Below are 12,945 nucleotides of genomic sequence, written 5' to 3' on the forward strand. Positions count from 1 at the left end.
CGCACGTCCGGCGCCGCCGCATCCCTCCGTCGCAAGGGAAGTCACGTGGACGAGATCGTCGAGGCCCTGCTCTCCGAGGACGCGCTGCCCGGGGACTTCGCGGCGCTGCCGCTGCCGGAGGCGTACCGGGGCAACGTGGTGTGCCGGGACGAGACCGGCATGTTCACGGGGATCCCCTCGGCGGAGAAGGACCCGCGCAAGTCCCTGCACCTGCAGGAGGTGCCGACGCCGCAGCCGGGTCCGGGCGAGGCGCTGGTCGCGGTGATGGCGAGCGCGATCAACTACAACACCGTCTGGAGCTCGATCTTCGAGCCGCTGCCGACCTTCGGTTTCCTGGAGCGCTACGGCCGTCTCTCGGAGCTCACCCGCCGCCACGACCTCCCGTACCACGTGCTGGGTTCGGACCTGGCGGGCGTGGTGCTGCGCACCGGCCCGGGTGTGAACCGGTGGAAGGCGGGCGACCGGGTGGTGGCGCACTGCCTGTCGGTGGAGCTGGAGTCGGCCGACGGGCACGACGACACGATGCTCGATCCGGAGCAGCGGATCTGGGGCTTCGAGACCAACTTCGGCGGTCTGGCGGAGCTGGCCCTGGTGAAGTCCAACCAGCTGATGCCCAAGCCCGAGCACCTGACCTGGGAGGAGGCCGCCGCCCCGGGTCTGGTGAACTCCACCGCCTACCGCCAGCTGGTCTCCCGCAACGGCGCCGGGATGAAGCAGGGCGACAACGTGCTGATCTGGGGCGCCAGCGGCGGCCTGGGCTCGTACGCCACCCAGCTGGCGCTGGCCGGCGGCGCCCACCCGGTCTGCGTGGTCTCCTCCCCGGAGAAGGCGGAGATCTGCCGTTCCATGGGCGCCGAGGCGGTCATCGACCGGACCGCCGAGGGGTACAGGTTCTGGAAGGACGAGCGGACGCAGGATCCCGGGGAGTGGAAGCGCTTCGGCAAGCGCATCCGGGAGCTGACGGGCGGGGAGGACGTGGACATCGTCTTCGAGCATCCGGGCCGCGAGACCTTCGGCGCCTCCGTCTACGTCACCCGCAAGGGCGGCACGATCACCACCTGCGCCTCGACCTCGGGCTACATGCACGAGTACGACAACCGCTACCTGTGGATGTCGCTGAAGCGGATCATCGGCTCGCACTTCGCGAACTACCGCGAGGCCTGGGAGGCCAACCGCCTCATCGCCAAGGGCAAGATCCACCCCACCCTCTCGAAGACCTACTCCCTGGAGCAGACCGGGCAGGCCGCCTACGACGTCCACCGCAACCTCCACCAGGGCAAGGTCGGCGTCCTCGCCCTCGCCCCCCGGGAGGGCCTGGGCGTGCGCGACCACGAGCTGCGCGCGAAGCACCTGGAGGCGGTCAACCGCTTCCGCCCCCGGGCCTGACCCTGCTTGTCGATCATTAACGGCGTTAACGCCGCGCCGCCGCCACGCCGCCGTTAACGGCGGAGCTCGCTCCACTTGCATGAACATGCATCCTTCTGCATACTCATCCCATGTCTAAGGTCCTCACCTCCCTTCCCGTCGGCGAGCGCGTCGGCATCGCCTTCTCCGGCGGACTCGACACCTCCGTCGCGGTCGCGTGGATGCGCGACAAGGGCGCCGTCCCGTGCACCTACACCGCCGACATCGGCCAGTACGACGAGCCCGACATCGCCTCGGTGCCCGGGCGCGCCAAGGCCTACGGCGCCGAGGTCGCACGTCTGGTCGACTGCCGCGCGGCGCTGGTCGAGGAGGGCCTGGCCGCGCTGACCTGCGGCGCGTTCCACATCCGCTCCGGCGGCCGCGCCTACTTCAACACCACCCCGCTCGGCCGCGCCGTCACCGGCACCCTGCTGGTGCGGGCGATGCTGGAGGACGACGTCCAGATCTGGGGCGACGGCTCGACCTTCAAGGGCAACGACATCGAGCGGTTCTACCGCTACGGCCTGCTCGCCAACCCCCACCTGCGGATCTACAAGCCCTGGCTGGACGCGGACTTCGTCACCGAGCTCGGCGGCCGCAAGGAGATGTCGGAGTGGCTGCTGGCCCACGGCCTCCCCTACCGGGACAGCACGGAGAAGGCGTACTCCACCGACGCCAACATCTGGGGCGCCACCCACGAGGCCAAGACCCTGGAGCACCTGGACACCGGCGTCGAGACCGTCGAGCCGATCATGGGCGTCCGGTTCTGGGACCCCTCGGTCGACATCGACACCGAGGACGTGACCATCGGCTTCGAGCAGGGCCGCCCCGTCACGATCAACGGCAAGCAGTTCTCCTCCGCCGTCGACCTGGTCATGGAGGCCAACGCCATCGGCGGCCGGCACGGCATGGGCATGTCCGACCAGATCGAGAACCGGATCATCGAGGCGAAGAGCCGCGGCATCTACGAGGCGCCCGGCATGGCCCTGCTGCACGCCGCCTACGAGCGCCTGGTCAACGCCATCCACAACGAGGACACCCTCGCCCAGTACCACAACGAGGGCCGGCGCCTCGGCCGGCTGATGTACGAGGGCCGCTGGCTGGACCCGCAGGCCCTGATGGTCCGCGAGTCCCTCCAGCGCTGGGTCGGCGCGGCCGTCACCGGCGAGGTGACCCTGCGGCTGCGGCGCGGCGAGGACTACTCGATCCTCGACACCCAGGGCCCGGCGTTCAGCTACCACCCGGACAAGCTGTCCATGGAGCGCACCGAGGACTCGGCCTTCGGCCCGGTGGACCGCATCGGCCAGCTGACCATGCGCAACCTCGACATCGCCGACTCCCGCGCCAAGCTGGAGCAGTACGCGGTGCTCGGCCTGATCGGCAGCGGCAGCCCCGCCGTCGGCGCCGCCCAGGCGGCCGCGACCGGGCTGATCGGCACCATGCAGGAGATGCCGGAGGGCGGCGCCGAGGCCATCGCCTCGCGCGGCGAGGTCTCCGCGGACGAGGAGCTGCTGGACCGCGCCGCGATGGAGTCCGGCACCGACTAGGTCATCTCTTTCGGATCTTGCCGGTTAAGCCCGCGTCGTTCGGTGCCGTGCATCGGCGCCTTGGCGGGGCGCCGCCGTACTGGACGTACTTGGTGCCCCGCCAAGGCGGCGAGGTGCGGTGCCGGGCGGCGCGGGCCAGGCAAGATCCGGAAGAGACGGCCTGGCAGACCCCGTACCCCACGGCCCCCGGACTGCCCGTCCGCACCGCCCTCAGGCGGCGCAGGCGGGCAGTCCGCCGTGGTACTCGACCATCTCGCAGAACATCTGCTCCACGTCGAGCCGGTGCCCCGGCTCCGCGCCCCGCGCCTCCGCGTAGGCGCGGTGCAGGTTGGGCACCAGCCGCTCGGCGTCCAGGAGCTCCGCGTACGGGCCGAGGTCGGCCTCCCGCGCGGCCTCCAGCGGGGTCAGCCCCGCCGCAAGGCCCTCGACGGCCAGCCGCTGGAGCAGGCGCAGGTAGCCGGCGGTGGCGTCGAGCAGTGCGGGGCCGCCGACCGGCCCGTGACCGGCGACGACGGTCCGCGGGCCGAGGGCGCGCAGCCGCTCGACGACGGCGAGGGAGCCGGAGACCGAGCCGGTCAGGCAGAACGGCGTGGCCCCGGACATCACGATGTCCCCGGTGAACAGGACCCGCTGCCGCGGCAGCCAGACCACCGTGTCCCCGACGGTGTGGGCGGTGCCGGGGTGGATCAGCTCGACGGGGAACTCCCCCGGGTGCAGGGTGAGCCGGTCGCGGAAGGTCAGCCCGGGCAGTTCCACGCGGACCTCCCCCCAGGGGACGTCCGGCCACAGCCGCGTCAGGTGCAGACCGGCCAGGGCCATCTCGGCGCGCGCCGCCTCGTGGGCGACGACCAGCGCCCGGTCGGCGAAGAACCGGTTCCCGAACGTGTGGTCGCCGTGCGAGTGGGTGTTCACCACGAAGCGCGGGGCGTGCGGGGTGATCCGGGCGACCGCCTCCCCCAGGGCCCGCGTACGGGCCTCGGTGGCGGCCGTGTCGACCAGCACGGGCCGGCCGCCGTCCGGGGCGATCAGCCCGGCGTTGTTCAGGCACCAGCCGCCGTCGGGCTGGAGGTAGGCCCAGACGTGCTCGGCCACCTCCTCCATCCGGGGCCCGCCGACGCTGCCGGTCACCGTCCCCGGACCACCATGGCCGCGTTGAAGCCGCCCCGGCCCCGTGCCAGCACCAGCGCCGTGCGCAGCCGGGCGGGCCGGCGGACCTCGGTCACGAGGTCGACCGGGCAGTCCGCGGCGGGCGGCCCGGCGTGCACGGTCGGCGGGATCACGCCGTCGCGCAGCGACAGCAGGGCCGCGGCCAGGTCGAGGGAGGCGCCGCCCGCGGCGAGCCGGCCCGTCATGGTCTTGGGCGCGGTCACCGGGACCCCGTACTCCCCGAAGACCTCGGCGAGGGCCGCGGCCTCGGCCCGGTCGGCCGCGCGCCGCCCGGCCGCGTCGGCGAAGACCACGTCCACGTCGGCGGGGGCCAGCCCGGCCTCGCGCAGGGCCAGCGCGGCGGCGTCGCGCAGCCGGGGGGCGCCGCCCGAGCCGGGCGGCGGATCGAAGGTGGCCGCGTAGCCGGCGACCTCCCCGTAGGGGCGGGCGCCGCGCTCGCGGGCGGCGGCCGCGTCCTCCAGGACCAGCAGGGCCCCGCCCTCGCCGACGACGTGCCCGCCGGCCTCCTCGGAGAAGGGCAGGTAGGCGCGCTCGGGGTCCTCGCTGGTGCTGAGCTCGCCGGAGGCCAGGTGGGCGGCCCAGCCCCAGGGGCAGAGGGAGGAGTCCATGCCGCCGGTGACGACGAGCCGGATGCCCTTGCGGAGCTGGCGGCGGGCCTGCGCCACCGCGTCGAGCCCGCCGGCCTGCTCGCTGACCAGGACGCTGTTGGGGCCGCGCATGCCGTTCTTGATGGAGATCTGGCCGCTGTTGACGGCGTAGAACCAGGCGAAGGACTGGTAGGCGCTGACGTACTGGCCGCCCTTGCTCCACAGGGCCTGGAGCTCGCGCTGCCCGAACTCGTAGCCGCCGGCCGAGCTGGCGGTGATCACCCCGGCCGCGTAGTCGGGCAGCCCGGCGGGATCCACGCCGGCGTCGGCGAGGGCCTCGTCGGCGGCGGTGAGGGCGAGCCGGGTCACCTGGTCGGTCTGCGGCAGCAGCCGGCCGGGCAGGTGCTCGGCGGCGTCGAAGCCCCGGACCTCCCCGGCCAGCTTCGCCGGGTACTGGCCGGCGTCGAAGCGGGTGACCGGGCGGATGCCGCTCTCGCCGCGCAGGACCGCGCTCCACCAGGCCTCGGTGCCCAGCCCGTTCGGGGCGGCGACGCCGATCCCGGTGATCACGGGGGCGGCGGAGGCGGCCGCCGCCGACATCACCGGGGCGGCTGCGGTCTGCGTGCTCATGCGGCGGCTCCCAGGCGCGGGCGGGTCAGGATCATGGCGCTCTGGAAGCCGCCGAAGCCGCTGCCGACGCTGAGCACGGTGTCCGTGCGGTGCTCGCGCGCGGTCAGCGGGATGTAGTCCAGGTCGCAGCCCGGGTCGGGGTGGTGCAGGTTGGCCGTCGGGGGGACGGTGTTGTGCTCGATGGCCAGGGCGCTGGCGGCCACCTCCAGGGAGCCGATCGCGCCGAGCGAGTGCCCGATCATCGACTTGATGGAGCTGACCGGGGTCTCGTAGGCGTGCTGTCCGAGGCTGCGCTTGAAGGCGGCGGTCTCGTGCCGGTCGTTCTGCTTGGTGCCGGAGCCGTGGGCGTTGACGTAGTCGACGGCGGTGGCGGGCAGGCGGGCCTCGTCGAGGGCGACGGTGATGGCCTCGGCCATCTCGCGGCCCTCGGCCTTCAGCCCGGTCATGTGGTAGGCGTTGCCGCGGCTGGCGAACCCGGCTATCTCGGCGTAGACGTGGGCGCCGCGGCGGCGGGCGCTCTCCAGCTCCTCCAGGACCAGGACCGCCGAGCCCTCGCCGAGGACGAACCCGTTGCGGGTGGCGTCGAAGGGGCGCGAGGCGGTCTCCGGGTGGTCGTTGCTGGGCGAGGTGGCCTTGATGGCGTCGAAGCAGGCCACGGTGATCGGCGAGATCGGCGCCTCGGTGGCGCCGGTGACCATCACGTCGGCGCTGCCCTCGCGGATCAGTTCCACGGCGTGGCCGATGGAGTCCAGGCCCGAGGTGCAGCCGGTGGAGACCATGGAGACGGGGCCCTGGGCGCCGACGCGCCAGGCCACCTCGGCCGCCATCGAGCTGGGCACGAAGTAGTCGAACAGGTGGGGCACGGCGAGGGTGTGGTCCACCTGCCAGGTGGAGCCGCCCCCGCTGACGGCGTTGTACTCGTTGTCCAGGCCCGTGGTGCAGCCCACCGCGCTGCCCAGGGTGACGCCGGTGCGCGTGGGGTCCAGGGCCGCGGTGTCGAGCCCGCTGTCACGGACCGCCTCGTCGGCGCTGACCAGCGCGAACTGGGCGGCCCGGTCCAGGCGGGCGGCCTCCTCGGGGGTGAACCCGTGGGCGAGCGGGTCGAAGTCGGCCTCGGCGGCGATCCGCGAACGGAAGCCGGAGGCGTCGAAGAGGCTGATGGCGCGGGTGGCGGTCCGCCCGGAGGTGAGCCGGGCCCAGTACGCCTTGGTGCCCACTCCCCCGGGTGCGACCACGCCGATCCCGGTGATGACGACGCGTCGGTTCATGGGGTGTCCTTCACGGTGAGTCCTTCGTCGGTACGGTCGGAGAGCCTGGACCGCACCGACCTGCGCAGCGCGTCGATGACGGTGGTCACGTCCGCGTCGCTGAGCCCGGGGTGCAGGGGCAGGCGCACGGTGCGGTCCACCGCCCAGTCGCAGGAGGGCAACGGGGCCGCCGGGGGCTCCCCGTCGCCGTCGGCCGGGAACCGGTGCAGGGGCGCGTGGTGGGAGGTCGTGTAGATCTCCTCGGCCAGCAGGTCGGCGACGACCCCGTCCTTGATGGCGGGGTGGAGCTGCACCCAGTACAGGCAGTCCGTGGACTCGTGGCCCTCGGGCAGCGGCGGGGGCGTCAGCAGCCCGTCGGTGCCGGCCAGCTCCCGGTCGTAGCGGGCGGCGATCTCGCGGCGCCGCTCCACCATCTCGGGGAGGCGGCGCAGCTGGACGGTGCCGATGGCGGCGGTCAGGTCGTTGCCGGCGATCCCGCGCCCGTACTCGGGCAGGTCCGGTTCGCCGGGCAGGGAGGCATGGCCGAAGCCGCTGGCGCGGACCAGGCCACGGCGGGCGAGGAGGCGGGTGCGGGCGGCCCGTTCGGGGTCCTTCGCGTAGACCATGCCGCCGTCGCCGGTGACCAGGACCCGGCCGGGGTCGAAGCTCCACACGGCGAGGTCGCCGAAGGTGCCGGCGGGCCGGCCGTCGACGCGGGAGGCGACGGAGCAGGCGCCGTCCTCGATCAGGGCCAGGCCCCGTTCCCGGCAGTGCGCGGCGATGCGGACGATGTCGCCGGCGCGTCCCCCGTAGTGGAGGAAGAGGACCGCGCGGGTGCGGTCGGTGAGGGCGGCCTCGACGTCCTCCAGGGACGGGTTGAGGGTGCGGCGGTCGACGTCGCAGAAGACGGGGCGGCCGCCGCGCGCGGCCACGGCCTCGGCGGTGGCGGGCAGGCCGAGGGAGGGCAGGACGACCTCGTCGCCCTCCTCGAGGTCGAGGGTCTCGACGGCCAGGTGCAGTGCGGTCGTGCCGGAGCTGGTGAAGACGACGTGGCCGGGCTCGATGCCCAGGTGCTCGGCGAAGGCCGTCTCGAAGGCCGTGGTGCGCCGTCCGCTGCCGAGCCTGCGGTCGTGGAACACCCCGGCGACCGCGTCGAGTTCCTCCGCCCCGACCTGGGGCTGAAACAAGTTGATCATGGTCGCCTCTCGCGTGCGGGTGTCTCCCCGATCTTGTCGACCGCCGCTCGACGAACGATGGAGGGCCGGTGGTCCCCCCGGTCGCGACACCGGGGCCGAGACGCCTTCGAGTACCGCTCCATCGCGGTGACGGATCCTCCGCGTGCGCCACCAGTCGATTCACCGAGGAGTTCTCATGCCCGACCAGGCCCAGGAGCAGGACCAGACCAAGCGCGTCGCCGTCGTCACCGGAGCGACCAGTGGTATCGGCCTGGAAGCGGCCCGCACCCTGGCCGCGCAGGGACACCGGGTGTTCATCGGCGCCCGCGACGCCGACAACGTGGCCCGTACCGTCAAGGAGCTCACCGCCGAGGGCCTGGAGGTCGACGGCGCGAGCGTGGACGTGCGCAGCGGCGAGGGCGTCAAGGCCTGGGTCGAGGCGGCCGTGGAGCGGTTCGGCACCATCGACGTGGTGGTCAACAACGCCGGCCGCTCGGGCGGCGGCGTCACCGCCGACATCGCCGACGAGCTCTGGTACGACGTCATCGAGACCAACCTCAACAGCGTCTTCCGCGTCACCCGCGAGGTCCTGAACACCGGCGGCATGCGCGCCAAGAACCGCGGCCGCATCATCAACATCGCCTCCACTGCCGGCAAGCAGGGCGTGGTCCTGGGCGCCCCCTACTCGGCGTCCAAGCACGGCGTGGTGGGCTTCACCAAGGCGCTGGGCAACGAGCTGGCCCCGACGGGCATCACCGTCAACGCCGTCTGCCCCGGCTACGTCGAGACGCCGATGGCCGAGCGGGTCCGCCAGGGCTACGCCGCCGCGTACCAGACCACCGAGGAGGCCGTGCTGGAGAAGTTCCAGGCCAAGATCCCCCTCGGCCGCTACTCCACCCCGCAGGAGGTCGCCGGGCTCGTGGGCTACCTGGCCTCCGACACCGCCGCCTCCATCACCTCGCAGGCCCTCAACGTCTGCGGTGGCCTCGGCAACTTCTGAGCCCGCCCCGCCCGACCCCGTACGCACGTACGCGTGTACGACCCCGAACCGAGGAGCAAGACCATGCCGCAGCCCGGCCTGCGTGAAGTGGAGCACGAGATCACGGTCTCGGCCCCGGCCGCCGCCGTGTACCGGTTGATCGCCGAGGTGCAGAACTGGCCGCGGATCTTCCCCCCGACCATCTACGTGGACCACATCCCGCAGGGCGGGAACGAGGAGCGCATCCGGATCTGGGCCACCGCCAACGGCGAGCCCAAGAACTGGACCTCCCGCCGCACCCTGGACCCGGAGAAGCTGACGATCACCTTCCGCCAGGAGGTCCCGGCTCCCCCGGTCGCCGCGATGGGCGGCACCTGGATCATCGAGCCGGTCTCGGAGGGCGAGTCCCGGGTGCGGCTGCTGCACGACTACCGGGCCGAGGACGACGACCCGCAGAAGCTGGAGTGGATCGACCGCGCGGTCGACCGCAACTCGCGCTCGGAGCTGGCCGCGCTCAAGACCAACGTCGAGCACGCCCACGCCACCGAGGACCTGACGTTCTCCTTCGAGGACACGGTCCGCGTCGAGGGCTCCGCCAAGGACGTCTACGACTTCGTCAACGAGGCGCACCTGTGGCCCGAGCGGCTGCCGCACGTGGCGGTCGTCCGGCTGACCGAGGACACCCCGGGCCTGCAGGAACTGGAGATGGACACCCGGGCCAAGGACGGCTCCGTCCACACCACCAAGTCCTACCGGGTGACGTTCCCGGACGAGCGGATCGCCTACAAGCAGACGACCCTGCCTGCGCTGATGAGCCTGCACACCGGCTACTGGACGTTCGCCGAGGACGGCGAGGGCGGCGTGTCCGCCTCCTCCCAGCACACGGTGACGATCAACACCGCGAACATCGCCCGGATCCTGGGCCCCGAGGCCACGGTCGAGGACGCCAAGGCGTACGTCCGGTCCGCCCTCAGCACCAACAGCACGGCCACCCTCAACCACGCCAAGACCTTCGCCGAGCAGCGGGCCCGTCGATGACGGAGGGGACGCCCCGGGTCTGGTTCGTCACCGGTGCCTCCAGGGGCCTGGGACGGGCCGTCGCCGAGGTCGTCCTGGAGGCAGGGGACACCGTGGTCGCCACGGCCCGCCGCGTCGAGGCGCTCGACGGACTCGTCGAGCGCTTCGGCGCGCAGGTCGTCCCCATGACCCTGGACGTCAGCGACCGCGCGGCGGTGTTCGCGACCGTGGCCGAGGCCGGGGAGCGGGCCGGGCGGATCGACGTCCTGCTCAACAACGCCGGGTACGGGCTGGCCGGTGCGGTGGAGGAGGTCACCGAACGACAAGTCCGCGACCAGTTCGACGTGAACTTCCTCGGCGCCCTGTGGACCACCCAGGCCGTACTCCCGCTGATGCGCCGCCAGGGCTCGGGCCACCTCCTCCAGATGTCCAGCATCGCGGGCGTGACCACGTACCCCAACCTGGGCATGTACTGCGCCAGCAAATGGGCCTTGGAGGCGATGGGCGAGACCCTGGCCCGGGAGGTCGCCGGCTTCGGGATCAAGGTCACCCTGATCGAGGCCGGCGAATTCCGCACCGAGTGGAGCGCGAGCTCCCTGGTGCGGGCCACGCCCAAGACCGCCTACGACACCGTGCTGGCCCAGCGCCGGCACGGACTGTCGGGTGCCTTCGCCCACCTCCAGCCCGGCGACCCGCGCCGGGCCGGGGTGGCGTTGCTGAAGCTGCTGGAGGCCGATGAGCCCCCACTCCGCCTCCTCCTGGGCGCCAGTGCGGCCGACCGCGCCCCGGCGGTGCTGCGCGAGCGGCTGGCCGGCTGGGAGGAGTGGGCCCCCCTGGCCCCGACGACGGACTTCCCGCCGGCCTGAGCCCCTGGCGCCCTGACCCCCTGGAGCCCTAGAGACCGGCCGCGGCGCGCAGGGCGTCGGCGCGGTCCGTGCGCTCCCAGGTGAAGTCGGGGAGCTCGCGGCCGAAGTGGCCGTAGGCGGCGGTCTGCGCGTAGATCGGGCGCAGCAGGTCCAGGTCGCGGATGATGGCGGCCGGGCGGAGGTCGAAGACGCTGGAGACCGCCTCCTGGATCCGCTCGTCGGGCAGGGTGCCGGTGCCGAAGGTCTCCACGAAGAGGCCGACGGGCTCGGCCTTGCCGATCGCGTACGCGACCTGCACCTCGCAGCGGGCCGCGAGGCCGGCGGCGACGACGTTCTTGGCGACCCAGCGCATCGCGTACGCCGCCGAGCGGTCCACCTTCGACGGGTCCTTGCCCGAGAAGGCACCGCCGCCGTGACGGGCCATACCGCCGTAGGTGTCGATGATGATCTTGCGGCCGGTCAGGCCTGCGTCGCCCATCGGGCCGCCGATCTCGAAGCGCCCGGTCGGGTTGACCAGCAGCCGGTACCCCTCGGTGTCCAGCTTGATGCCCTCGGCGGCCAGCTGCCCGAGCACGTGCTCGACGACGAACTCCCGGATGTCCGGGGTGAGCCGCACCTCCAGTGCGATGTCGGCGGCGTGCTGCGTGGAGACCACGACCGTGTCGAGCCGGACCGGCTTGTCCCCGTCGTACTCGATGGTGACCTGCGTCTTGCCGTCGGGCCGCAGGTAGGGAACGATCGCGCTCTTGCGCACCTCGGACAGGCGCCGGGACAGCCGGTGCGCGAGGTGGATCGGCAGCGGCATCAGCTCGGGGGTCTCGTCGCAGGCGTAGCCGAACATCAGACCCTGGTCGCCCGCGCCCTGCCGGTCGAGCTCGTCGCCCTCGCCCTCCACCCGCCGCTCGTACGCCGTGTCGACGCCCCGCGCGATGTCCGGGGACTGCGCGCCGATGGACACCGAGACGCCGCAGGAGGCGCCGTCGAAACCCTTGTTGGACGAGTCGTAGCCGATCTCCAGGATCTTGTCGCGGACGAGCTGGGCGATCGGCGCGTACGCCTTCGTCGTCACCTCACCCGCGATGTGGACCTGGCCGGTGGTGATCAGGGTCTCCACGGCCACGCGCGAGGTCGGATCCCGTCGCAGCAGCGCGTCGAGGATGGTGTCGCTGATCTGGTCGGCGATCTTGTCGGGGTGGCCCTCGGTCACGGACTCCGAGGTGAAAAGACGACGGGACATGCGGCTTCCTCCTGTGTAGGCCCGGTGCACGGCCCTGTGCACGGCCGGAACCGCGACGCTCCCCGACCGCCCTGGAGCCGCGCTCGAACGCGGCGGACGCCCGGGCCGCGGTTCAGACCGCCGCGCTCGCCGCGACCCGGTCGCCGCGGGCCGGGCTCAGGAGCCGCCCGTGCAGCCGCTTGAGCTCCGCGGAGGGCTCCAGGCCCAGTTCCTCGGCGAGCAGCCGGCGCACCTTCTGGTAGGCCTGCAGGGCCTCCGCGCGGCGGCCGGCGGCGCCGAGGGCGCCGATGAGCCGGCTGTGGAACCACTCGTTGAGCGGGTAGTCGTTGATCAGCTTGCGCAGCTCCGGTATGGACTCGCGGTGCCGGCCCAGCGCCTCCTGGGCCTCGATCCGGGTCTCGAACGCCCTGATCCGCAGCTCCTCCAGGTGCACGATGTGCCCGGCGAGCACGTCGCCGGCGGGGAAGTTCGACAGGGCCGGCCCGCGCCACAGGTCGAGCGCCTGGCCGACCGTGCGCAGCGCCCGCTGCGGCTCCTCCTCAGCCAGTTCGTACCGGGCCCGGGTGACCAGCCGCTCGAAGATCCGTACGTCGACCTCGGAGTCCTCGACGCGCATCACGTACCCGGACGGGCCGGTGACGATCAGGCAGCGGCCGGCGGGCGCGAGCTGCTCCTGGGTGAACATCCGGCGCGCGTGGTAGACGTACGTCTGGAGCGTGGTGACGGCACTGCGCGGGGGGTTCTCGCCCCACAGCTCCCGGATCAGGGCCTCGGCCGTGACGACCTCGCCGGGCCGGGTGAGCAGCAGCGCGAGCGTCTGGCAGACCTTGGGGGTGCCCGGCTCGTAGGTCCGGCCGTCGTCGGTGACGATCTCGAAGGGGCCGATGAGATTGAAGCGCATGGAAGATGACTCCTCATCAGCGAGAAGAGCAAAAAAAACAGGACGGCTGGAATCAATAGAAGTGTCTTGTGTAGGGAATGTGCACGTCAACGGCGGCGATGTCAGAACGCGGTCAAGCTGCGTCAGAATTGAGCCACCTACTGGCCGGTTTTTCCTCCACCGCCGAAAAGCATCCGGAAAACAGCCGA

Annotated in this window: 11 protein-coding genes; 5 read left to right on the top strand and 6 right to left on the bottom strand. The window is 72.5% G+C overall.

The window, feature by feature from the left end:
• The first annotated feature begins 45 nt into the window (after positions 1-45).
• Both ccrA and argG read left to right on the top strand, forming a co-directional pair.
• Complete coding sequence (gene ccrA / locus B4U46_RS35380) at positions 46-1,386, top strand: crotonyl-CoA carboxylase/reductase (RefSeq protein WP_079432339.1); 1,341 nt, start codon at positions 46-48, stop codon at positions 1,384-1,386.
• A gap of 110 nt (positions 1,387-1,496) precedes the next feature.
• Complete coding sequence (argG, locus tag B4U46_RS35385; RefSeq protein ID WP_079432340.1) at positions 1,497-2,951, top strand: argininosuccinate synthase; 1,455 nt, start codon at positions 1,497-1,499, stop codon at positions 2,949-2,951.
• A gap of 210 nt (positions 2,952-3,161) precedes the next feature.
• On the opposite strand, the gene B4U46_RS35390 is transcribed toward argG, so the two are convergent.
• Genes B4U46_RS35390 through B4U46_RS35405 form a run of 4 tightly spaced genes read right to left on the bottom strand, consistent with a single transcriptional unit; the run spans position 3,162 to position 7,778 of the window.
• Positions 3,162-4,052, bottom strand: a complete 891-nt coding sequence (locus B4U46_RS35390) for an MBL fold metallo-hydrolase (protein WP_079432412.1) — start codon at positions 4,050-4,052, stop codon at positions 3,162-3,164.
• Between the two features lie 23 nt (positions 4,053-4,075).
• A complete protein-coding gene (locus tag B4U46_RS35395; protein WP_237293441.1) occupies positions 4,076-5,335 on the bottom strand; it encodes a ketosynthase chain-length factor in 1,260 nt (419 codons plus the stop codon).
• Positions 5,332-6,603, bottom strand: a complete 1,272-nt coding sequence (locus B4U46_RS35400; protein ID WP_079432341.1) for a beta-ketoacyl-[acyl-carrier-protein] synthase family protein — start codon at positions 6,601-6,603, stop codon at positions 5,332-5,334. Before B4U46_RS35400 ends, B4U46_RS35395 begins: the two co-directional genes overlap by 4 nt.
• Positions 6,600-7,778, bottom strand: a complete 1,179-nt coding sequence (locus tag B4U46_RS35405; protein WP_079432342.1) for a DegT/DnrJ/EryC1/StrS family aminotransferase — start codon at positions 7,776-7,778, stop codon at positions 6,600-6,602. The genes B4U46_RS35400 and B4U46_RS35405 overlap by 4 nt, the downstream gene beginning before the upstream one ends.
• 175 nt (positions 7,779-7,953) lie before the next feature.
• Between B4U46_RS35405 and B4U46_RS35410 the strand changes: the two genes are divergently transcribed.
• The 3 genes from B4U46_RS35410 (at position 7,954) to B4U46_RS35420 (ending at position 10,619) form a co-directional block, all read left to right on the top strand.
• Positions 7,954-8,757, top strand: a complete 804-nt coding sequence (locus B4U46_RS35410; protein ID WP_079432343.1) for an SDR family NAD(P)-dependent oxidoreductase — start codon at positions 7,954-7,956, stop codon at positions 8,755-8,757.
• Between the two features lie 63 nt (positions 8,758-8,820).
• Positions 8,821-9,774: an aromatase/cyclase gene (locus tag B4U46_RS35415; RefSeq protein ID WP_079432344.1), complete on the top strand. Its 954-nt coding sequence runs from the start codon at positions 8,821-8,823 to the stop codon at positions 9,772-9,774.
• A complete protein-coding gene (locus tag B4U46_RS35420) occupies positions 9,771-10,619 on the top strand; it encodes an SDR family NAD(P)-dependent oxidoreductase (protein WP_079432345.1) in 849 nt (282 codons plus the stop codon). Before B4U46_RS35415 ends, B4U46_RS35420 begins: the two co-directional genes overlap by 4 nt.
• Positions 10,620-10,647: 28 nt before the next feature.
• Here B4U46_RS35420 and metK read toward each other — a convergent pair whose 3' ends face one another.
• The gene (metK, locus tag B4U46_RS35425) at positions 10,648-11,856 is read right to left on the bottom strand and encodes a methionine adenosyltransferase (protein WP_079432346.1); all 1,209 of its coding nucleotides are present in this window, start codon (positions 11,854-11,856) and stop codon (positions 10,648-10,650) included.
• Positions 11,857-11,968: 112 nt separating this feature from the next.
• Positions 11,969-12,757 carry an AfsR/SARP family transcriptional regulator gene (locus B4U46_RS35430; RefSeq protein ID WP_079432347.1) on the bottom strand — a complete coding sequence of 263 codons (789 nt, stop codon included), beginning with the start codon at positions 12,755-12,757 and terminating at the stop codon, positions 11,969-11,971.
• Positions 12,758-12,945: the final 188 nt, after the last annotated feature.

Source organism: Streptomyces katrae, assembly GCF_002028425.1.
In the GTDB taxonomy this organism is placed as follows: domain Bacteria; phylum Actinomycetota; class Actinomycetes; order Streptomycetales; family Streptomycetaceae; genus Streptomyces; species Streptomyces katrae_A.